Origin of the sequence: Clostridium algidicarnis DSM 15099, assembly GCF_002934235.1 — a bacterium.
GTDB lineage: Bacteria > Bacillota > Clostridia > Clostridiales > Clostridiaceae > Clostridium_L > Clostridium_L algidicarnis.
Genome location: NZ_PTIS01000017.1, coordinates 35,830 through 57,911, shown reverse-complemented (window position 1 = coordinate 57,911; position 22,082 = coordinate 35,830). Strand labels below are relative to the sequence as shown.

Sequence of the window (22,082 nt, the reverse complement as noted above, 5' to 3'; positions counted from 1 at the left end):
GAATAAAAATGGGCATGGTAAATTATAAATATCTCATGTAAAATAATGGATAATAAATTAAACAAAATAGTTGCCCACTTTTACTTGACTCAAACAATATTTTCAAAAGGTATTGAATTTTCTTGATTATGTAGTATTATTAAGTAAAGAGTGAATATTTTAAAGCGTGTTACTGGTTGTGCAGGCATGAGCTTAAGAAGTTTATAGCATTTTATAAATTTCTTGAGCTTTTTTTGTTTGAATTTATTTTTAAAGATTTAATACTAACATGCTTAGAAATAAAAAAATATTAAGGAGGAATTATCATGGCTAATACACCTTCACCAAAAGTTATTGCTCAAGAGATAAACAATGTTGTTGGGGGAAAAGAAAATATTTTACAGATTGCTTATTGCATGACTCGTCTTAGACTTACACTTGTAGATAGTGCTAAAGTTAATATTGACGCTATAAAAAAAATAGAAGGGGTTATGGGAATTGTAGAACAAGGAGATCAACTTCAGATTGTACTAGGACCAGGAAGAGTTACAAAGGTTGCTAATGAATTTGGACAAATTGTTGGTATGGAAGTAGGCGAAGTAGATGAAGCAAAATTAAGGAAACAAGAGATTAATGCTAAAAATGCTACACCTTTTAAACTTTTCCTTAAAAAGATATCTAGTATATTTATTCCACTTATTCCTGCATTTATAGCTTGTGGACTTGTAACAGGAATTTTAAATATTGTATTAAAGTTTAATCCAGGATTTGGTGCTGGACCAATAGGCGGTATATTGAAAATTGCAGGTAATGCTGTCTTTTACGGATTAAATTTATTTGTTGGTGTAAATGCCGCTAAGGAATTTGGTGGTTCACCAATGCTTGGTGGTGTAATGGCGGCCATAGTATCACATCCAGACCTTACTAAGGTTACATTATGGGGAAACCCACTAGTACCAGGTAGAGGTGGCATAATAGCTGTTTTATTAGTTGTTGCATTTTCAAGTTGGTTAGAAAAAAAGGTAAGAGAAATTATACCAGAATCTTTAGATTTATTTTTGACACCGCTTATAGTTATATTGATTTCTTGCTTTGCAGCAATATTGGCATTACAACCTCTTGGTGGATTTATATCTGATGCTATAGGTAATGCTACTAAAATTGCAATATCAGGTGGGGGAGCATTTACAGGATTTATTCTTGGTGGGACATTCTTACCACTTGTAATGACAGGACTACATCAAGGACTTACACCTATACATGCTGATTTACTCAAAACCACAGGTGAAAATTTACTATTACCAATACTTTCTATGGCTGGAGCTGGACAAATTGGAGCAGCAATTGCTGTTCTTATAAAGACTAAAAATCAAAGATTGAAGAAAACTATAGTATCAGCACTCCCAGTTGGACTTATGGGGGTAGGAGAACCATTGATATATGGAGTTACTTTACCACTTGGGAAACCGTTTATAGGAGCTTGTATAGGTGGAGCTTTTGGTGGAGCAACACAAGCCTTTTTAAAAGTAGCATCAACAGGTATGGGGCTATCTGGTTTACCTTTAGCACTCATTACAAATAAGCCTATCTTATTTTTAATTGGATTGTTAGTCGCTTATATAGCAGGATTTATTGCTACCATGGCACTTGGTTTTGAAGATCCAATAGAATAATTAAGTTTTAGTATGAAATTTCGAAAAATATAATGTCATGTACTCAAACATTTGCATTTGTATAACACACAAAATACAAAATACAAAATAAAAATTGTAAAAATAAAAAACACAAAATGATTAAGTCTATTTGTACTTATGATTAATGGTATATTGCATTATATTATAAAAAATAACTAAGGTTTGTACTCATATTTAAAAGATGTAGAATCAAAAGATCTACATCTTTTAAATAATTGGGGACGGTTCACAAATTTAAGTTAAGAGAAATTAAGGGGACAGTTCACAAATTATAATTATAAAAGTATTATATAAGATTTGAAAACATAGGAGTGATTTTTTTGAGCAAAGGAATATCAGTTTTTTTAGGAATGGATTATTCTTTAGAAGATAACATAATGTATATGGAGAAGTCGAAAAACCAAGGATTTAACATGATATTTACTTCATTACATATACCAGAAGCAGATTATTCAAAAGTTATAGGAGAATTTAAATATGTCATAAAACGGGCAAAAGAGTTAGATATGACGGTTATTGCAGATATATCACCAAGTGGATTTAAATTTTTAAAATTAAAAGAAAAAGATTTAAAGGGTATTAGGGACCTTGGGGTAGATGTATTAAGAATCGATTTTGGATTTCCGTGTGAAGATATAGCTGAGTTTACACACAATAAGTATGGTATAAAGATTGAGATAAACGCAAGTACTGTAACAGAAAGGTTTTTAAAAGAGCTTGAAAGTTTTAAACCTAACTATTTAAACATGCAAGCTTGCCACAATTATTATCCACGACTTAACACTGGAATTTCTGTAGAAACATTTAAAAGAAAAAATGAATTATTAAATAAATATAAAATTGAATTAAGTGCTTTTATACCATCCTTGGTTAATAAGAGGGGACCTATTTATGAAGGACTCCCTACTCTAGAAATCCACAGATTAACATCACCAAGGATTGCAGCTAAGCATTTATACGCAATGGGAATAAATAATGTACTTTTTGGTGATAGTATAGCATCTGATGATGAATTAATAAGTGTAGGAAGTGTAAATGAAAAATTAATAGAATTTGATATAGAGGTATTAAGTAATTGTGATGTAGAAAAGAAAATTATTTTTAGAGACTTTCACTCTAATAGAAGCGACGCATCGGCGGATGTTATAAGATCTGTAGAATCCAGGTTAGAATTAGGTTTAAAAGATAAAATTAATGAATTTAATAATATACCTAGAAAAATCGGCTATGTGACTATAGATAACTTTAATTATTTAAGATATTCAGGTGAATTACAAATTTGTAAAAAAAACCTTCCAAGAGATACAAGAGTTAACGTGGTAGGTAAAATTAAAGATGAAGAATTATTCTTGATAAACTTTATAGAGGATGAAAGTAAATTTAAGTTTAAAGATGTAGAGCAATAGTAAAAATGATTGGTATAATTATAATTAGGGACAGTTCACAAATAAAAATTTATGTGAACTGTCCCTAGTTAATTTCTAAATTTAAAATAAGTAACAGTTAAGAAAATCTTAAATCTGTTTTGATAAAATATGAATCTTATAGGTTAAATGTCCAATTATTTTTTCATAAGTGTATAATCTTTAGTATCAGAAGCTTTATAATTTTTGAATTTAAGGGGGGATGGTATTGGCACAGAAACAATTTAAAAACTCAGGAAATAAATTTAATAAAAATGCAGTACTTTATTTAGGCGGAATATCTTTTTTCTACATATGTATGGGATCATTTAATATGATGCAAGGAATATACATAAAAGAGCTTAACTTTGATGAAAGTTTTCTAGGATTAATTCTTAGTTTAAAGACCTTTTCACTAGCCATTTTTTCAATACCTTGTGCAATGATAGTTAATAAAATAGGAAAGAAAAAAGGTATATTATTAACTATGATAATTGTTCCAATAACTATAATATTACAAGGCATGTCCCAAACCAAAGGTATGATTCTTGGACTATCAATATTGCAGGGGGGGGCAAATAGTTTTATATTGGTTTCGGAAGGTCCTTTTTTTATGGAAAATAGCAATGGAAGAAATAGAATAAAATTATTTAGTTATTCTTTTGCAGATAATGTATTTTCAACTATGTTTGGTTACTTTGTTTTTGGACAAATATCTGGGGGGTTTATAAGGTTATTTGGAAGCATTGAAGCGCTGAGATATGCTATTGTAATTTCAGGAGCACTTGGACTTATGTCAATAATTTTAATAGCATTTATAAAAGATAGTGAAACCTGTTCTGTTGAAGATAAAACTATGTTTTTAAAGGATTTGGTTAAAATATCTAAAAAGAAATATCCTATGAAATTTTTACTTTATAACTTACTTATAGGATTTGGAGCAGGACTTGTTGTCCCATATTTTAACGTTTATCTAAAATATAAGGTAAATGCTACCACAGAACAGATAGGGATTATAATGGCCCTAGCACAGGCGGCAATGGGCTTAGGTGGGCTAGCTACGCCTTATATGGCGGCTAGGTACGGTAGAATAAAAACTATTATTATGTGCCAAGTAGCGTCTATACCTTTTTTGATGCTTATAGCGTTACCACCCAATATAATAGTGGTATCTATAGCTTTATTTATAAGGAATGGATTAATGAACATGGCAGGTCCTGTAGTAGGAAATCTATCAATGGAGCTAATTGAAGAGAATGAAAGGTCAATATTTGCAAGTGTTAATAATATATCAAACAACCTGAGCAGAGCTCTAAGTGCTATAGTTGGAGGTTTCATAATGAATAATTTTTCTCATGGATATGAGTTACCTTATTTTTTAACAGCTATAACATATATAATGGCAACTATGTATTTTTATAAATCATTTAGAGGATTCGATAATAAAAAGGTATATGCAAAAAAGACAAATAAAGCAGCTATTGTATAAGCTTATATAATATATATACGTACGTATAATATACGTATATAGGGACAGTTCACAATATTTAAAGATAATTAATAATAAAACTTATATTATTGAGTATAATAAAAGATATTGAATAACATATTTATATTAAAGTTATTTTTATTTTTAAATTAGGAGGTTGATGTTTTGGAAAAGCTAAGTAGAGAATTTTATAGAAGAGATGCATTGATAGTTGCGAAGGAACTTTTAGGTAATTTAATAGTAAAAAAAGTGGGTAACGATATTTTAGTTGCCAAAATTGTAGAAGTTGAAGCTTACAGAGGCACTATAGACAAGGCTGCACACTCTTACAGTGGAAAGGCAACAAATAGAACTAAAATAATGTATGGAGATGGGGGCTTTGCATATGTGTATTTAATTTATGGCATGTACTACTGTATGAATATAGTTGCAAGCACTATAGATAATCCAGAAGCTATTTTAATTAGAGCGGTAGAACCTATAGATGGAATTGATATTATGAGTAAGTTAAGATATGGTAAAGATTTTAATGACATTACTAAAAAACAAAAAATAAATTTAACTAATGGTCCAGGAAAGCTTTGCATTGCTCTTAACATAACGAAGGAAGATAATGGCGTTGATATGTACGGAGAAGACTTTTATATTTTAGATAATGAAAAGAAAGACTTTACAATAGAAACATCTAAGAGAATAAATATCGATTACTCAGAAGAAGCAAAAGATTTTGATTGGAGATTTTTTATAAAGGATAATATTTATGTATCAAAAGGCTAGAAGTATATAATAAAAATTTAAGGGGACAGTTCACAAGTTTTCTGAAATTCCTTTTGTATATTTATCTACAATTTGGTTAATAATCTAACTACAATTTAAAGATATATATGTATTTAGGAGTGATTAATTTGCCAAGGTCTGCTAGAGTAAAAAGCCATGACGGTATATATCATGTAATGCTAAGAAGTATAAGTGATATAAATCTTTTTAAAGACGATAATGATAAAGATAAATTTATGATGTATATAAAAAGATATAAGGTTCAGTTTGGATTTAAGGTGTATGCGTATTGTCTTATGTCAAATCATGTTCACATTATAATAGATTGTAATGGTGGGGATATATCTAAAATAATGCATGGTATTAATCAAAGTTATGCTCAATATTATAATAAAAAGTACAATCGTTATGGTCACCTTTTTCAAGATAGGTTCAAAAGCAAGATAGTGGATAATGAGAGATACCTTGTAGTATTAAGTCTATATATACATAATAATCCTAAGGATATTGCTGAATATAAGCATAATATAGAGAACTATTTTTATTCTAGCCTTGGAATTTATCTTGGAATAAGAAAAGATACTAAAAATATATTAGATAAAAAGGTTATGATAAATATAGTTTCTGGGAATTATAAGAGATTTAAAATAAAATATAAATTGATGTTAAAAATGAATGTAAGTGAAACTGAATTTGAAGATTATGATTTCACACTTCAAGAAGGATGCTATGAATATAGAAGTGAGAGGAGTTTAATTTGTAGAGATAAGTCACATTTAGTTATATTAAGCATATTGTTGAAAAGATTTAATTTAAAAAGAGATGCTTTATTTTTAAAAAATAACAGAGAAATATGTGAATTTAAAAGTATTTTTATATTATTATGTAGAAATCTATGTAATATGTCATATAAGGAATTAGGAAAGATTTTAATTAACAATTCTCAAGCAAATTTATCAAGATTATGTTCTAATGGAATTGAATTGGTAATGGAAGATATAAGATATAAGAATATAATTGAAAATGTTTATGAACAAGTATTCTAAGGTTAAATATAAAGAGTAAAAAAAGTAAAATGCATAATTAAAGTAAGTTTGTCTGAAAAGTATAAAATAAACTATACTTTTCAAATAAAACTTTCATTTGTTTATGTATTACTAATTAATAAACAAATACTTTGTGATGCCATTCCTTCACCTGATCCAGTGAAACCTAAACCTTCTTCTGTAGTAGCTTTTATATTAATTTGATTAATGTCTATTCCTAATATGCTAGAAATGTTATTTCTCATTTCATCAATATAAGGCGATAATTTAGGCGCCTCAGCAATTATAGTAGCATCTATATTGCCAATAGAAAAACCTTTTTTTAAAATCAAATCATAAACCTTCTTTAGAAGAGACAAACTTGATATGTCCTTGTATATTAAATTATTGTCTGGAAAATGGGTTCCTATATCCCCTAAGCTTGCTGCACCCAAAATTGAGTCCATTATAGCATGGACAAGCACATCTGCATCTGAGTGCCCAAGCAATCCATACTTATTAGGTATAGTTACTCCACCTAATATTAAAGATCTATCTTCAACTAACTTGTGAACATCATATCCTAACCCAATTCGCATAAAAACCCTCCCAACTAAAATTATGAACTGTCCCTATAATTATTTATATTTAGTTTTACATAAATTAATAAGAAAATCAAGACTTAATATGAGAGGATAAAGAATTTATTAATTATAAAGATAATATTTTTTATTTTTACAATTAAAATTATTGGTAGTTATTTGTTAATAGATGATATAATGATTAAGAGAATTAATAGGCGTTAGGTGTGAAATGATGATTAGTTTATATTTTCTGTTATTTAAATAAGGACAAACTAAAGGTATTGTACTTATGAACCGTCCCCTTAATCTTACCTTAACCTTAATATAACTTTTTAGTCTTTTAATTTATCTTATTTAAGAGGAGTGATTTTGTGGTAGAAGTAATTGGCTTAAGTAAACAATTTAAATCAGTAAAAGCAGTAGATGATATTAGCTTTAAAGTAAGTCAAGGTGAAATTGTTGGTTTGCTTGGAGAAAATGGAGCTGGAAAGACAACTACATTAAGAATGCTTGCAACAATGTTAAAACCTACATCGGGAACAGTTAGGATAAACAATTATGATGTAGTGAATGATGCTCATATGGTAAGAGGTGAGATAGGGATATTATTCGGTGGAGAAGTTGGACTATACGACAGGCTTACAGCAAGAGAAAATATCAAATATTTTGCCCAATTAAATGGTGTTTCAAATCAGAAAGCTGAAGAACAAATAAATAAATTAGTTAAGGCGTTTAACATGCAAGAATATATAGATAGAAGAGTAGGTAAGTTTTCAAGGGGAATGAAACAAAAAGTTGCTATTGCAAGGTCTATTGTTCATGATCCTAAAATTATGCTGTTTGATGAACCAACAGCAGGATTAGATATAAGTGCGTCAAAAATAATACATGATTTTATACTCCATTGCAAAGAAGAAAACAAAGCAATTGTATTTTCCAGCCATATGATGAATGAAGTTGAAAAGCTCTGCGATAGAGTAGTTATAATAAACAAAGGGAAAATCGTTGAAGATGGTAAAATTGATAAACTAAAAGAAAAATATAATGATCAAGATATGGAGAGCATTTTCACTAAATTAATAGGAGGAGATTCTAAAAATGAATAGAAGTATAACCTTGTTAGTATTTAAAAAAGAGTTAATGGATATATTTAGGGACAAGAAGACTCTTATATCAAGTATCGTAATACCTCTTATTATATTCCCCTTATTATTTATGGTTATGGGTAAAAGCATAAGCAAAACATCAAAATCAGTAGAGGATAATCTTAAGATTTCTATTTCAGATAAATCAAATAGTGATATGGGACAGTTCATAAAAGATCAGAAGGGAATAAATCTCATAGAAACTGATAGCATCGAAGAAGATATGAAAAGTGGAAAGATACTTATGGCATTAGAAATACCAGAAGGCTTTGAAAATTCAATTTCAAAGGAAGAAATGGTTAATGTTATAGTAACCTATGATAATTCTAGTCAACAATCTCAAATGGCATTATCTAAAGTTGAAGGTTATATAGATGTTTATTCTAAAGAAGTTGTGGCAAAAAGGCTCCAATTAAGAGGTATAAAACAAGAGCTTTTAACTCCTGTAAATTTGGAAGTTAAAACTTTTGAAAAAGAGTCTGAGGGCTTTAGTAAATTTATGCTATCGTTATTATTACCTTTATTACTTGTTATGTATAGCGTATCAGGACCAATTGCTCCAGCTACGGATTTAGGAGCTGGGGAAAAGGAAAGAGGAACATTAGAGCCTTTATTAACTACAAAGGCAAGCAGGATGTCATTACTGTGGGGGAAGTTCTTAGCAATTACAGTTATGGGATTGGTAACAACTATAGCATCATTAGCAGGTGTTATGATTGCAATGAAACAAAGTGGTGGCCTTATGTCTAATGGAAATGCTTCAGCGGCAAGCTTTAGTATAGAACCAAAAGCTATGATATTAATAGGTATGGTTGCTATATTAACAACTATGGTTTTTGGTGCATTAGAACTTTCTATAAGTATATATGCAAGATCATTTAAGGAGGCTCAGACTTATTTAACACCACTCACCATAATAACTATAATACCAGTATACGCAACATATATGTTAGATCCTAAGAGTATAGAAAATTTTTATTTCCATATACCATTAGCTAATTCAGTTTGTCTTTTAAAAGAACTGATAATGGGTATTTATAATTATAATCATATACTTACAACATTGGGATGGACCATAGCTTATATAGTTATTTCTATACTATTTGCAAGGTTCATGTTCAGTCGCGAAGAAGTTGTTTTTAGAGCATAATTTAGAATATAATTTCATAAAAAATAAAAAAACATTAGAAAGCCATGGGAAATAAAAAAGCAATTTATCTCTTATGGCTTTTTAATATATAAAAATTATAGATATAGTTTTGTGAAAAATTATAAATTATAAGGTTTTCCTAAATTCATGAATTTGACAAGGTGGACAGCTCTTATTAGAATTTAAATGAAACAAGTTTTTAATGTTAAAAAACATTAATTTAAAGATGCTCTTTTTGTACTTTTTGTTAGAATCTAATACTTTTTTTGAATGGAAATCTACGGATATAAGATTATTTTTCATAATGTAGTCACCCCACTATTTCATAGAATTCCTTTATTTAAGTATACTATAAAAACTAACAAATGTTAAGAATATTTGGACAAATAAGGTGTTAATCTTGATAAAATAAAAGCATAAAAACCAGTAAATTTAAGACTTTGATTAATGGTATTACTTTATACAAGAATAAGATAATAATTTGGGGACAGTTCACAAGAATATTAAAACTATAAACTGTAGACTAAATAAGATAATGATTTATAATAAGATTAAGGATTAAAAAAAGGAGGATATATATGAATAAGAAAAAATTAACAGGGACACTACTCATAGTAATTGGCATTTTAATTATATCCAGTGCTATTTTTATGAGAATTTCTTCAAATAAAAAACAAAAAGATATGATAGCTAGGTTTGAAGAAACTCTAAGAGATATGGGAGAGTATGATGAAAATAATGAAGGCAAAGAAAGTTCACCTAGTGGCGAGCATAATAAAGAAAGTGATAATGCAATAGCCATGATGATTATACCTAAAATCAATGTTACAGCAGCTGTTGCTGAAGGTAGTGACATGGAAACCTTAAAATCTGCGGTAGGACATTTCGAAGGTACAGCTTTACCAGGGCAAAAAGGTAACTTTGCAGTAGCAGGCCATAGAAACTACACATACAGTGAGTATTTTAAAAGAGCAGATGAATTAGAAAATGGAGACGAAATAATAGTTAGAAATAAAGATGGAGAGTTCAAGTATAATGTTACAGGAAAAAAGATAGTAGAACCGGAAGATGTAGGAGTATTAGATGAAACTGAAGACGCTACATTAACCATAGTAACATGTACACCAGGTGCAACGAAACGATTAATAATAAACGGGAAATTAGAATAAGCATACAAAGATATAAAGATAATTGTGAACTGTCCCTAAGGCTAAACATTTACTAAGTTAATTTTTATGTAATGGAAGGGGAGTAAATATGTATAAGGTTATCCTATCTATTTTAATGATTATATTGATCGTATGCTTAGTGATTTATTTTATAGTTAAATATTATTTTCAGCAAGTAGTGGTAAGAGAGGTTATTCCTGAAGATATAATATTTAACGAACAAATAAAAAGAGGGCTTATAAATAATGAATTTTATAAATCATTAAACAAGGAAGAATTTTTTATAGAATCAAAGGATGGGTTAAAATTAAGGGGTATTTATATAAGATCTAGTAATGAATCTAACAAAACTATGATTTTTGTACATGGGATAACTGTTGGGTTAGTATGCTCAATAAAATATATATCAATGTTTTTAGAAAAAGGGTGGAATGTACTTATATATGATCAAAGAAGACATTCTAAAAGTGAGGGGAAATACTCTACTTATGGATATTATGAAAAAGAGGATCTTGATTTATTTGTTAATTGGATAATAAATAAAAAAGGTGAAGATGAGATAATTGGATTGCATGGTGAGTCTATGGGTGCTGCTACGGTACTTCAATATGCTAAGATTAATAAATATGCTAAATTTTTTATTTCAGATTGTTCCTTTTCTAGTTTGAATGAATTGTTGGAAAGAAAGATAAAGGAAAAGAGTCCTTTATTGAAGCCAATATTAAAACTCATGAGCAAAAGATCAGTAAGAAAAGCAAAATTTAGTTTTGATTATGTAAACCCAATTGAGGTTGTTAAAAAGGCTTCCATACCAATTATGTTTATACATGGAGATAAGGACAGATTTGTACCATGGGATATGAGTGTTAATATGTATAATTCAAAAGAAGTAGGAATAAAGAAACTGTATATAGCAAAAGGTGCAAGACATGCAGAGTCTATTGAAGTGGATAAACTTAAGTATGAAGAGGAAGTTATGAAGTTTGTGGATGAAGTTTTAAATAATATAGATAATTAATAAAAATTCATATTTATATATATAAATTAGGGACAGTTCATAATTAATAAGCTTTAGCTAGGTTAATTGGGGACAGTTCACAATTAAAAAAATGAAAAAGTGGTTGGAGTGATTATATGAAAAAACGAAGCAAAATTATAATTGGATTAGCTTTGATATTTGTTGTTAGTGTACTTTCTGTATCACTAATATTAAAAGTTAGAAATAACGATAATATATCAGAAAATAATAAAGTTAATGCTACAAAGGACAGTAAAGAGGAAGATCAAGAGAACTCAGAAGAGGAAAAGAAAGAAGAAGAATTAGAAGAGAGGTTTGAAGGTATGGAGCTTAAGGATAATTTGGTAGGGGTTCCTATACTTTATTATCATTCTGTTGAAAAGTCTGAGGATAACGAGCTTCGGATAGCGCCTGAAAAGTTTAGAGGCCAGTTGAAGTATTTGAAAGACAATAACTATGTATCCCTTACATTACAGGAGCTACAGAGTTATATAACTCAGAACATGCCAATTCCTAAAAATTCAGTTGTAATTACATTTGATGATGGGTATAAGGATAACTATGACAATGCTTACCCTATATTAAAAGAGTTTGGATATACAGCTACAATCTTTGTAATATCAGGGTTAATAGATAAGGATCCAAATTATTTAAATAGTGATCATATAAAAGAGATGTCGAAAAATGGTATAGAAATAGGAAGCCATAGTATAAATCACGAAAACTTATTAGAAATATCAAAGGAAGATAAAATAGAAACCATAACAAAATCAAAACAAGACTTGGAAAAGTTAATAGAAAAACCAGTTATAAGTATTGCATACCCTTTTGGGAAGTTTAATGATGATATTGTTAATATAACAAAAGGCTCAGGTTACACATTAGGATTTACCATAGATAAAGGCTGGGGAAATGGAAAAGAAGATCCACTTAAATTAAGTAGGGTGTACATAAGTGCATTTATTACAGATGAAAGCTTTAAAGAAAGAATATCAAAAGCCCAATACAAATAAGATATATTTTTTTAGCATAATGCTAATTATATTTATTTATAAATAAAATCACAAAAAACCTTAGATGTCATAAGACTTTTATCTAAGGCTTTTTTAAAAGTAGAAAAGTTTAATAATATTTATTTGGAGAATATATAAGAAGGTTTATTAGTATTAAACAACGCAATATCTGTGCTGGTTTCTGAGTTCACTTTAGGATATAAGTTTATTTATTGTTATTAACTCACTAGGCGTAAGATATCTCCACTTTCCTAGAGGAAGGTTATGCAAAGTCACATTCATAATTCTTATACGCTGCAATTTAACTACATTATATCCAAGAGCACTGCACATCCTTCTAATTTGTCTGTTTAACCCTTGAGTTAAAATTATGCGAAATACATAAGTGCCTTCTCTAGTAACTTTGCATTTTTTGGTGATGGTATCAAGGATATTAACCCCACTAGACATGTTTTCTATAAAGTTTCTAGAAATTGGCTTATCAACTGTTACAATATATTCTTTTTCATGATTATTTTCAGCTCTTAGTATCTTATTTACAATATCACCATCGTTAGTTAAAAAGATCAATCCTTCAGAATCTTTATCAAGGCGACCTATGTGAAATATTCGTTTAGGATGTCCCACAAAGTCCACTATATTACCTTTTACCCAGGGCTCTGTTGTACAAGTTATACCTACAGGTTTATTTAAAGCTATATAAATGGGCTTTTCTTTTTCATTGATTAACTTTTTATCCACATAAACCTCTTGGTAAGTAGAAACCTTAGTACCTATAACAGCCTTAACACCATCAACAGTTACCCTCCCACTTTCTATAAGCCTATCAGCCTCCCTCCTAGAACAGTACCCACTATCGCTAATAAATTTGTTTATCCGTATACTATCCTTTGTATCATGAACTATGTAAGAGGGGGTTAAAGAATCTTTTTTAATGTCTTCATTTTTAGAAGGCTTAGAATGAATCTTTTTATTGTTATTAGGTGAATTCTTTTTTTTATTAGCAGTATGTTTAGTTAAATTAGTATTAGTGCTAGTCTTCAATTCATCACGTCCTTATTTATTTCACTTATATAGCATATATTAAAGTTTTTTAGAAAGCTATAATGTATATTTATCTTTAAATAAACATAAAATAATAAACATAAACTAATAATTATAAAGTAATAACGATAAAACTATAATTATAGACATATAATTAAGATAACAAATAATTATTATGAATTAAAAAAGACTATTGAAATGTATAAAATATAGTTGTATAATAGTAATATACCTAACAAGGGTATTTGATGATAAAAAAGGAGGAATTATAATGAAAAATGTTGTTATTTATACTTCTGACACATGCACATTTTGTTCAGCAGCAAAGGAATATTTTAAAGAAAATAATGTAAGCTACGAGGAAAAGAATGTTAAAGAACCATCTAACAGAAAAGAATTGATGGCTATGGGAATAATGAGTGTTCCTGTAATAAAAATTGATGGTGAGACAGTTATAGGATTCAACCAAAGTGAAGTTGAAGCGTTATTAAATAAATAATTATTAAATAAAAATATTTTTATTTTGAGGATAGTAGCCATTAAAGGGTTACTATCCTCAAATTTTAATATAATAAGCTTTATTTTATTTATGTGAAAGACTATATATAAATCAAAAAGGAATATTAATATACAGAAAATTAATAGTGAATTATCTAAGGATTATGGTAGTATACAGAAAATTAATAGTATGATATCTAAAGCTAAGACTAACCTAAAGAAAACTTATTTTAACCTACTTAGGATTTATATTATGATTTTCGCCACTATTGTTTATTCTTGCATCTATCCCATTTTCTTTTACAAAAGTTTCACAAGAGGATAGGTCCTTTTCATTTAGTTTACTACCATTTATATAAATATATATTGTAGATCTTTCCTCAATGAAGTTCAATTCTTTTCCCTTGTTTAAAATTAGTCCTAGTGATTGATCAATGGACTTTCCATTTAAATTTAAGTTTGAAGATATTTCCTTTCCGTTGCTATCTTTAGGGATTACTTTAGTTACTTTATGCATCGTATTAACATTTATTTTTAAGGATGCATTGGCTTCTAAAATTATAGTGGTAGATATTTGATTTTGCAAAAGTAGATATATTAAACTTAAAACGATTATCACAAAAACACTTATTGATAAAGGATATTTATATAGTCTCCAAGAATTTGTTTTAGCACCTGATACAATTAATCCTATTCGAGAAGAAGGTTCTTCAAGTAATTTTATTCTTATAAATTCGCCATAACAATTTAATATTATACCCTTATTTTTATTTGATGTTAATAAAATTCCTGTACACAAGTTATTAGTTTGAGATTTATCATACAGGGTTAAGGCAGTGCTTGTAGCATTATCTTTACTAGAATCTGAATTTAACTTTGATTCGTCAGAAATGTTTTCTGTTGAATCTACATTTGTTGCTTGTATATTAAGGTAATTTTTTATATTATTGTATTGAGGGTTAGAAATTATTAAATAATAAGCTATTAAATAATTTTCCCACTTTTTTATAAATCGTGGAGATTCATCAGTAAATTCTGATAAACTTTTAATAGGAAGAGATCTGTTTCTTTTAATTAAACTTGTTAAAGTTTTCTCTTCTAATAAAGAAAAGCTTATATTTAAAAGTAAATTTTTTGTATCAAAAGATGGAGTGCTTTTACAAAGGTCTTTTAAAATTACTCCATATAGAGATAATTCTTTGATAAATAAAGAGATGTCCTCTTTAATATTATAAGCAAAATTATCTTCTAACACAATTATTTTTTGAGTATAAACGAATTTATATTTGTTTTTAACTAGCATAAATTTACAATCCATAAATAAACACCTCTAGAAGTAATATTAATATATAATAGGGGAATTTGCAAAGATTTAAAGGAGTAATTATTATGATTAAAGTAAATAAGTTAATAGAAATCCAAAAAAAATATTTTTTAAGCGGCAATACTCTTCCTATAGAAGGAAGAATTGATTTGCTAAAAAAACTTAGGTATTCAATAACTTCTAATGAAAATGAGATATTAGATGGATTATGGAAGGACCTTAGAAAATCAAAGTTTGAATCTTATGCTACAGAAATAGGACTTGTACTAGAAGAAATAAATTTAGCCATAAAAAATGTAGAAAAATGGTCCAGGGCAAAAAAGAAACCAACACCTTTAGTTCATTTCCCAGCAAAGAGTTATATATATCCAAATCCACAGGGCGTAGTTCTTATAATGTCACCTTGGAATTATCCTTTCCAACTTACAATGTCACCTTTAGTAGGAGCTATAGCAGCAGGAAATAGCATTATTATAAAGCCATCTAAATATTCACCTAATACAAATATAGTATTAAAAAAGATAATTAAAGAATGTTTTTCTATAGAACAGGTAGACATAGTTTATGAAGATGGTGGAAGAGAATCTATTAAGGAAATATTAGAACAAAAATTTGACTACATATTCTTCACAGGAAGTGTAGGCACTGGCAAGATAGTTATGGAAGCTGCTGCAAAGAACCTTACTCCTCTTACTTTAGAGCTTGGCGGGAAAAGTCCATGCATAGTTGATAAAGATGCAGATATAGAGCTTTCAGCTAAGAGAATAGTTTGGGGCAAATTTTTAAATGCTGGACAAACTTGTGTGGCACCTGATTATTTACTTGTAAATAGCTTAGTAAAATCAAAACTTATAGATGCTATTAAAAAATATATAAAAGAATTTTATGGTGAAGACCCTAAAGAAAGTCCTGATTATCCTAGAATCATCAATGTGAAGCAGTTTGATAGATTAAAATCTTATTTAGGAAAAGGAAATGTGATTTTAGGCGGTAATAATATAAGAGAAGAGTTATATTTTGAGCCTACAATAATAGATAACCTTACCTTGGAAGATGAGATAATGAATGATGAAATATTCGGACCTATATTTCCTATTATAGAATTCGAAAACTTAAATGAAGCAATTAATTTAATCAATAGTAGACCAAAGCCTCTTGCTCTTTATTATTTTTCAAAGAGTAAGGCGTCACAGGAAATTATACTGAAAAATACTACATCAGGAGGAGCGTGTATAAATGATACTGTAATACAAGTGGCATCTCATTATATACCATTTGGTGGAGTAGGCGAAAGTGGTATGGGTGGATATCATGGAGAATCAAGCTTTGAAACCTTTTCTCACTACAAATCAGTTATAAAAAGAGGTAAATTAGATATTAATTTTAGGTATGCACCCTACAAAGACAAATTTAACTTATTAAAGAAAATAATGAAATAACAAAATAATATATAGCATAAAAACATTAATTATATTTATAAAATTAAAATATAAATGCATTAAAACATATAAAGCATCATAAAAATAGAAGAAAAGTATAATAATGAACAAAATTATATAAATAAGATTAAAGTAAAATAAAAGAGTGAAAAGAAAGAATGGTGTAAGATTAAAATCAATGTAAGTATTGGAGGGCTATAGTGGAGGATGGAATCCTTAGGGCAGTCAAGTGGGAAGGTAACAGCAAAGATATGTATAAATTAGTGCTAAGTCAGACACCCCTATTATTTAAAAAACAAATAATAATCTTGGTTAGCAATTGGATTAATCATAATAATATAAAGGTTATTACAGAAGAAGTTGTATTTGAAATTGTAGAAGACATAGCACCTTTAAAAATAAAAATGAAATTGTTACCGGTATTAAAAAGCATGAGAAGCATATGAATCATATAAATAATATTATAATTTAGGATTTAAGAATCTAAAGCTTAACTAATTAAAAGTTAACTTTAGATTACTTTTATCCGATGGCTACCATCCGTAACACCCCTATCCTCTTCAAGGTGGGGGATGACTGCTGCTACGTCCCTTTATAAGTTCTTCTAAGACTCAGATAGAGATGTATTCCTTATAAGCAAACACCACCTGAGTCTAAGAATCACTTGATAATTAAAAATGTTGTATAGTATGATTAGTCAAACTATACAATATATGGAATTATATGCAGGATAAAGATACAGGATTACACATAAGATAAAAAATATGAAACTATACATAGAATAAAAAATAGGCAGATATACATAGTGTAAAAATATATGTATATAAAATATACTATAAGTAAATTTATATATTTAAATAAGTTTTTCTTTTATATTAACAATTAAATCATCAAGAGTTTCACCTATAATAAATTCATGATCAACCATTACGAAGGGGACAGTTCTACAAAGGTCGCATCTTAGTAGGCATTCTTTTGAAGTGAAGTCTATATTTTCTTTTTCTAAAGCAGAAGCCATATCTTCAAAATATCTGCTGAAGGTACAAACTTTTATCATGATACCAAATCCTTTCTAATCTTAAGTTTAGATAATGTTTATGATTACATTATAAATATTTATATAGGCATTTATCAAGTGAAAAAATTAAAATATTGATATTTTGATTAATACAAAAGTTCAATATATAACCTTTATAGCTAATATATTGGTAAAAGGAGTGATTATATTGAAAACTAACAAAGATGAAATATTTAAGTTTATAGAAGATTCTGTGGATGCTGATAAAAAAGGGCTATCGGCTGGCGAAATAGGAAAAAAGCTTAATTTACAAAGAAGCAATGTAAGTTCAATACTTAATGAATTACATAGGGACGGTCTATTACTAAAGATAAAAGGAAAGCCTGTTATATATACTTTGGATTCTACTATTAAATCTCAAGGCACTTTAATTAAAGAAAATGCTAATTTTAATATGCTTATAGGAAATGATAAGAGTTTAGAAAAATGTATTCAACAAGCAAAGGCTGCAATGCTATATCCACCAAAGGGTCTTCATACCTTAATATTAGGACCAAGTGGTGTTGGAAAAACTATGTTTGCAGAACTTATGTATAAATTTGGTGTGGAAAATAATCTTTTGAAACCAAATTCACCATTTGTATCTTTTAATTGTTCTGATTATGCAAATAACCCTCAACTTTTATTAGCTCATCTTTTCGGGTGTAAGAAGGGTGCATTTACAGGAGCTGATAAAGATAGAGAAGGAATAGTAGGAAAAGCCAATGGAGGAGTCCTATTTTTAGATGAGGTTCATAGATTGCCACCAGAGGGACAGGAGATGCTGTTTTATCTTATAGATAAAGGACTTTATTCATCTTTAGGAGATGATAATAAAAAAAAGTGCGAAGTTCTTATAATGTGTGCTACCACGGAGGATATAGACGAGGTTCTTCTTACTACATTCACAAGGCGGATACCTATGAATATAAAAATACCTGCTTTAAAAGATAGGAGTCTTGACGAAAGGTTTGAGCTTATATGTGAATTTTTTACTGTAGAGGCAGCGAGAATAGGAAAAGATATATCAGTATCGCTTAATACGGTGAGACAACTTATGCTTCATAATTGTCAGGGGAATATAGGACAACTTAAAAGTGACATTCAATTAGGCTGTGCAAATGCTTTTTTAAATTCAGTATCTAAAAAGTTAAAAAATATAGAAGTTCATTGCACTGATTTTGCTAGTTACGTAAATCAAGGTCTTCTTATATATAAAAATCATGCTAACGAAATAGATAAAATAATAAAAAGCGAAAAAACCCTATATTTTACGCCAAAAGGACCTAAAAGCTTGATGAAAGAAGGCGACTATTCTCTTCCAGATAACTTTTATGAAGGAATAGAAAAAAAGATGGAGGAGCTCCATAAGCGAGGCATAAAGGAAACAGAAATAAAACTTTTAATGGAATTTGATATTGAAAATTATTTTAAAACTTTTATAAAAACTTTTAGCAAAAGTGTTAAAAAGGATGAATTGTCGAAAATAGTAGACGAGGGTGTAATAGTTATAGTTGAGTCATTTTTAGATATAGCAAGTCATAGTTTACGGAAAGTATTTCAAAGTAAGGTGTTCTACGGATTATGTCTTCATATAAATTCTAGTATAAATAGAATAAAAAGTGGTAAAAGTATAGTGAATCATAATTTAGAAAATATAAAAAGAAATTATAACAATGAATATGAAGTATCTAAAGAGCTAGCAGTTTTAATAGAAAATGCTTATCGTATAAAGGTTCCAGAAGATGAAATAGGATTTATAGCAATGTTTTTAACAGTAAATGAAATAGAATCTGAAACATTAAAACAAAGTCCAATTGTTGTTATAGCAATGCACGGTAGAACTACGGCATCATCTATGGCTGAAGTTGTAAACAAACTTGTAGGAGCAGATAACACCTATGCTTATGATATGGCATTAGATAAGAGTCCTAAAGTAGCTTATTATGAATTGAAAAATTTGATAATAAAAACAAATGAAGGAGGGGGAGTAATTCTTCTTGTAGATATGGGATCATTAAGTATGTTTGGTGAGCTTATATCTAAAGATACTGGTATTGAAATAAAGGTGCTTGATATGGTTTCTACAGCAATTGCTATAGAGTGCTCAAGAAAAGCTGTCATAGAATCGGATGTACAAGCTATTTACTATAATATAAGAAAAAGTCTCGATAACTGTGAATCATATAATATAAAAGTAGCCGATAAATTTATTCCGAAAAATGATAATATTATTATAACATTATGTACTACAGGAGAAGGAAGTGCCATAAAGCTAAAAGATTTTATTGAGAGTAAGATAAATACACAAGAATATAATGTGGAAATATTCCCAATGGCCTTGAACAATAAACAACATACTTATAATACGCTGAACAATATAGCTAAAGAAAAGAATATATTAGCAATAGTCGGAACTATAAACCCTAATATATATGGGATACCTTATATATCAACATATGATATATTCATGGATAGTAATTGTAACAGTCTTATAAAAATATTAGAAGGAAAAAAAGAAGTTAGTACCAATAATAGTTTTATTGAAGTGCTGAGTAAAGATATTAAAAATATGGATTTATATAAGTTTGAAATATTATACAATGATTTTTTAAAACAGGTAACAGAGAAGACTGGTAAAAAGATTAATTATGATGTTTCAACAGGTCTTATGGTTCATATGATTTGTTCTACAAGCAATATAATAGAAGGTAAGATGACCTCTTCTTGTTATTCTAAAGATGTAATTAAGGAACAGTACAAAAATGAATATAAGATAGTGAAAAATGCTCTTAAAAAAATAGAAGAAAATTATAATATTATATTTAATGAAGACGAAATTTGTTTTATTATAAGAAATATAATGAGTATATAAAGATATTTAAGATAAGTATATAAAACTAAGCCATGTGTATAAGAATTTAGATAATAGATATAACTTGTACAACTTGTATAAGTTGTCTAAAGGATAAATTCTAAAAGTAAGGGACAGGGCTTATTTTTTTGCGCATTATTAAATGGATGTAGTGGTTAGAACAGCTTTATTTTAAAAAATAAACTTCATATAAAAGTCTTATTTAAACATTGAAATAACGCACAAGATAAAAATTAGGATGAAAATAAGAAATAAGAAGTGTATAAAATATATATACACGTTTTATAAATGAACTATTGAGACCCTTATAAATCAAGGATTACATAGGATATCAATAAATTGGCACGGTTTTTGCTTAGTTATTAAAGTAATAGTTAATAAATATTGAAATGGAGGAATAAATATGACAAAGAAAATAGATGAGGTTATGAATGAAGATGAAAATGTAGATGTAGATGAAAAAATTATATTTAGTCTTATAAGTTTTTCAGGAGATGCTAAAAGTTGTTTATTTGAAGCTTTTAATAATATAAAAGAAGGTAACTATGATTTAGCTAATAATATTATGGAAGAGGCAGAAAAGTCATTAATGAAGGCTCATGAGATACAAACAAAACTTATCCAAAAGGAGGCTGAAGGAGATCATATAAAGGTAAATATACTCATGGCTCATGCTCAAGATCATCTCATGAATACATTACTAGCAAGAGATCTTGTTAAAAACATGATAGAGATGCAAAAGGAAATTAATAATCTTAAAGAGAAAATTAAATAAGATAGTGAGGTGATTTAATGATAAAGGTAGTTCAATTTTTAAATCAAGTTCAAGCAGGATTGGGTGGCGATGAGAGGATGGACATAGAACCCCAATCACAAAATGGAGCTTTTGGCCCAGGAATGCTTTTAAAATCTACAATGATAAGGAATGGAGCAGATATAATTGGTACAGTAATTTGTGGAGATAATTATTTCTTAGAAAATAAAGAAAAGGCTGTGGAAGAAATATTAGAAATGATAAAGAAGTTTTCACCAGACGTAGTTTTGTGCGGCCCAGCATTAAATTATAAAAGATATGGTGAATGTTGTGGGTATTTGGTAAAAGCCGTAGAAAATAAACTTAAAATACCAGCTTTTGCAGCTATGTCAAAAGAAAGTACAGGCACACCAATGTTTAGAAAAGATATTTATATAATAGAAACACCAAATAAAGGTGGAGTAGGACTTAGTAATTCCTTGAAAAATATATCAAGTTTTGCAGGAAAGCTAGGTAAGGGAGAAGCAATAGGAACTCCAGAGAAAGAAGGATATTTTTCAAAAAAGTGATTAGAATAACAATGTTTAACTACAGTTAAAGTATAACAATTCATATATATTTATTTGATATTTTAAAGTAAAGGTA

The 22,082-nt window shown here is 28.5% G+C and carries 21 protein-coding genes; 16 read left to right on the top strand and 5 right to left on the bottom strand.

The features are described from left to right. Positions 1–305: 305 nt before the first annotated feature. The 5 genes from BD821_RS10970 (at position 306) to BD821_RS10950 (ending at position 6,388) form a co-directional block, all read left to right on the top strand. The gene (locus BD821_RS10970) at positions 306–1,652 is read left to right on the top strand and encodes a PTS transporter subunit EIIC (protein WP_104410505.1); all 1,347 of its coding nucleotides are present in this window, start codon (positions 306–308) and stop codon (positions 1,650–1,652) included. A 341-nt stretch (positions 1,653–1,993) separates the two neighbouring features. Continuing rightward, entirely contained in the window at positions 1,994–3,079 is a 1,086-nt protein-coding gene (locus tag BD821_RS10965; RefSeq protein WP_104410504.1) for a DUF871 domain-containing protein, read from the top strand. Positions 3,080–3,305: 226 nt separating this feature from the next. Then, on the top strand, positions 3,306–4,565 hold the full coding sequence (locus BD821_RS10960; RefSeq protein ID WP_169994134.1) for an MFS transporter: 1,260 nt from the start codon (positions 3,306–3,308) through the stop codon (positions 4,563–4,565). A gap of 165 nt (positions 4,566–4,730) precedes the next feature. Further along, positions 4,731–5,342, top strand: coding sequence for a DNA-3-methyladenine glycosylase (locus BD821_RS10955; protein ID WP_104410502.1), 612 nt, complete (start codon positions 4,731–4,733; stop codon positions 5,340–5,342). 128 nt (positions 5,343–5,470) lie between these two features. After that, a complete protein-coding gene (locus BD821_RS10950; RefSeq protein WP_104410501.1) occupies positions 5,471–6,388 on the top strand; it encodes a transposase in 918 nt (305 codons plus the stop codon). A 101-nt stretch (positions 6,389–6,489) separates the two neighbouring features. Here BD821_RS10950 and ispF read toward each other — a convergent pair whose 3' ends face one another. Next, positions 6,490–6,966 carry a 2-C-methyl-D-erythritol 2,4-cyclodiphosphate synthase gene (ispF, locus tag BD821_RS10945; RefSeq protein WP_104410500.1) on the bottom strand — a complete coding sequence of 159 codons (477 nt, stop codon included), beginning with the start codon at positions 6,964–6,966 and terminating at the stop codon, positions 6,490–6,492. A gap of 356 nt (positions 6,967–7,322) precedes the next feature. On the opposite strand from ispF, the gene BD821_RS10940 reads away from it, so the two are divergent. Both BD821_RS10940 and BD821_RS10935 read left to right on the top strand, forming a co-directional pair. Next, a complete protein-coding gene (locus tag BD821_RS10940) occupies positions 7,323–8,057 on the top strand; it encodes an ABC transporter ATP-binding protein (protein ID WP_029451094.1) in 735 nt (244 codons plus the stop codon). After that, entirely contained in the window at positions 8,050–9,246 is a 1,197-nt protein-coding gene (locus tag BD821_RS10935) for an ABC transporter permease (RefSeq protein ID WP_104410499.1), read from the top strand. The genes BD821_RS10940 and BD821_RS10935 overlap by 8 nt, the downstream gene beginning before the upstream one ends. A gap of 126 nt (positions 9,247–9,372) precedes the next feature. On the opposite strand, the gene BD821_RS13485 is transcribed toward BD821_RS10935, so the two are convergent. Beyond that, a complete protein-coding gene (locus BD821_RS13485; protein WP_157469587.1) occupies positions 9,373–9,549 on the bottom strand; it encodes a hypothetical protein in 177 nt (58 codons plus the stop codon). Between the two features lie 275 nt (positions 9,550–9,824). On the opposite strand from BD821_RS13485, the gene BD821_RS10930 reads away from it, so the two are divergent. The 3 genes from BD821_RS10930 (at position 9,825) to BD821_RS10920 (ending at position 12,446) form a co-directional block, all read left to right on the top strand. Next, the gene (locus tag BD821_RS10930) at positions 9,825–10,415 is read left to right on the top strand and encodes a class D sortase (protein WP_029451090.1); all 591 of its coding nucleotides are present in this window, start codon (positions 9,825–9,827) and stop codon (positions 10,413–10,415) included. A gap of 88 nt (positions 10,416–10,503) precedes the next feature. Next, positions 10,504–11,433, top strand: a complete 930-nt coding sequence (locus tag BD821_RS10925) for an alpha/beta hydrolase (protein ID WP_104410498.1) — start codon at positions 10,504–10,506, stop codon at positions 11,431–11,433. A gap of 116 nt (positions 11,434–11,549) precedes the next feature. Beyond that, the gene (locus BD821_RS10920) at positions 11,550–12,446 is read left to right on the top strand and encodes a polysaccharide deacetylase family protein (RefSeq protein WP_104410497.1); all 897 of its coding nucleotides are present in this window, start codon (positions 11,550–11,552) and stop codon (positions 12,444–12,446) included. Positions 12,447–12,638: 192 nt separating this feature from the next. On the opposite strand, the gene rluF is transcribed toward BD821_RS10920, so the two are convergent. Beyond that, positions 12,639–13,490 carry a 23S rRNA pseudouridine(2604) synthase RluF gene (gene rluF, locus BD821_RS10915; protein WP_207719913.1) on the bottom strand — a complete coding sequence of 284 codons (852 nt, stop codon included), beginning with the start codon at positions 13,488–13,490 and terminating at the stop codon, positions 12,639–12,641. A 271-nt stretch (positions 13,491–13,761) separates the two neighbouring features. Between rluF and BD821_RS10910 the strand changes: the two genes are divergently transcribed. After that, positions 13,762–13,989 carry a glutaredoxin family protein gene (locus BD821_RS10910; protein ID WP_029451083.1) on the top strand — a complete coding sequence of 76 codons (228 nt, stop codon included), beginning with the start codon at positions 13,762–13,764 and terminating at the stop codon, positions 13,987–13,989. A gap of 234 nt (positions 13,990–14,223) precedes the next feature. Here the strand turns inward: BD821_RS10910 and BD821_RS10905 are convergent, their stop codons facing one another. Continuing rightward, positions 14,224–15,306, bottom strand: coding sequence for an anti-sigma-I factor RsgI family protein (locus BD821_RS10905; RefSeq protein WP_104410496.1), 1,083 nt, complete (start codon positions 15,304–15,306; stop codon positions 14,224–14,226). Between the two features lie 71 nt (positions 15,307–15,377). Here BD821_RS10905 and BD821_RS10900 point away from each other — a divergent pair, with 71 nt between their 5' ends. Both BD821_RS10900 and BD821_RS10895 read left to right on the top strand, forming a co-directional pair. Then, positions 15,378–16,751 (top strand): aldehyde dehydrogenase, encoded by a 1,374-nt coding sequence (locus tag BD821_RS10900; protein ID WP_104410495.1) that lies wholly within the window; start codon positions 15,378–15,380, stop codon positions 16,749–16,751. A gap of 200 nt (positions 16,752–16,951) precedes the next feature. Continuing rightward, positions 16,952–17,197 (top strand): hypothetical protein, encoded by a 246-nt coding sequence (locus BD821_RS10895; protein ID WP_104410494.1) that lies wholly within the window; start codon positions 16,952–16,954, stop codon positions 17,195–17,197. Positions 17,198–17,604: 407 nt separating this feature from the next. Here the strand turns inward: BD821_RS10895 and BD821_RS10890 are convergent, their stop codons facing one another. Continuing rightward, a complete protein-coding gene (locus BD821_RS10890) occupies positions 17,605–17,808 on the bottom strand; it encodes a DUF1450 domain-containing protein (protein ID WP_104410493.1) in 204 nt (67 codons plus the stop codon). Positions 17,809–17,977: 169 nt separating this feature from the next. Between BD821_RS10890 and BD821_RS10885 the strand changes: the two genes are divergently transcribed. The 3 genes from BD821_RS10885 (at position 17,978) to BD821_RS10875 (ending at position 22,006) form a co-directional block, all read left to right on the top strand. Continuing rightward, positions 17,978–20,683, top strand: coding sequence for a sigma-54-dependent transcriptional regulator (locus tag BD821_RS10885; protein ID WP_104410492.1), 2,706 nt, complete (start codon positions 17,978–17,980; stop codon positions 20,681–20,683). A gap of 403 nt (positions 20,684–21,086) precedes the next feature. Next, positions 21,087–21,458: a PTS lactose/cellobiose transporter subunit IIA gene (locus tag BD821_RS10880; protein ID WP_207655281.1), complete on the top strand. Its 372-nt coding sequence runs from the start codon at positions 21,087–21,089 to the stop codon at positions 21,456–21,458. Positions 21,459–21,475: 17 nt separating this feature from the next. Further along, positions 21,476–22,006, top strand: a complete 531-nt coding sequence (locus BD821_RS10875) for a glycine/betaine/sarcosine/D-proline family reductase selenoprotein B (protein WP_104410491.1) — start codon at positions 21,476–21,478, stop codon at positions 22,004–22,006. Positions 22,007–22,082 lie beyond the last annotated feature (76 nt).

What these genes read in the sequence shown, in the direction of transcription:
- BD821_RS10910 (WP_029451083.1), top strand. Translation starts at nt 13,762, where the DNA reads ATGAAAAATGTTGTTATTTATACTTCTGACACATGCACATTTTGTTCA.
- BD821_RS13485 (WP_157469587.1), bottom strand. Translation starts at nt 9,549, where the DNA reads ATGAAAAATAATCTTATATCCGTAGATTTCCATTCAAAAAAAGTATTA.
- BD821_RS10925 (WP_104410498.1), top strand. Translation starts at nt 10,504, where the DNA reads ATGTATAAGGTTATCCTATCTATTTTAATGATTATATTGATCGTATGC.
- BD821_RS10920 (WP_104410497.1), top strand. Translation starts at nt 11,550, where the DNA reads ATGAAAAAACGAAGCAAAATTATAATTGGATTAGCTTTGATATTTGTT.
- BD821_RS10970 (WP_104410505.1), top strand. Translation starts at nt 306, where the DNA reads ATGGCTAATACACCTTCACCAAAAGTTATTGCTCAAGAGATAAACAAT.
- BD821_RS10890 (WP_104410493.1), bottom strand. Translation starts at nt 17,808, where the DNA reads ATGATAAAAGTTTGTACCTTCAGCAGATATTTTGAAGATATGGCTTCT.
- BD821_RS10875 (WP_104410491.1), top strand. Translation starts at nt 21,476, where the DNA reads ATGATAAAGGTAGTTCAATTTTTAAATCAAGTTCAAGCAGGATTGGGT.
- BD821_RS10935 (WP_104410499.1), top strand. Translation starts at nt 8,050, where the DNA reads ATGAATAGAAGTATAACCTTGTTAGTATTTAAAAAAGAGTTAATGGAT.
- BD821_RS10880 (WP_207655281.1), top strand. Translation starts at nt 21,087, where the DNA reads ATGACAAAGAAAATAGATGAGGTTATGAATGAAGATGAAAATGTAGAT.
- BD821_RS10905 (WP_104410496.1), bottom strand. Translation starts at nt 15,306, where the DNA reads ATGGATTGTAAATTTATGCTAGTTAAAAACAAATATAAATTCGTTTAT.
- ispF (WP_104410500.1), bottom strand. Translation starts at nt 6,966, where the DNA reads ATGCGAATTGGGTTAGGATATGATGTTCACAAGTTAGTTGAAGATAGA.
- BD821_RS10900 (WP_104410495.1), top strand. Translation starts at nt 15,378, where the DNA reads ATGATTAAAGTAAATAAGTTAATAGAAATCCAAAAAAAATATTTTTTA.
- BD821_RS10930 (WP_029451090.1), top strand. Translation starts at nt 9,825, where the DNA reads ATGAATAAGAAAAAATTAACAGGGACACTACTCATAGTAATTGGCATT.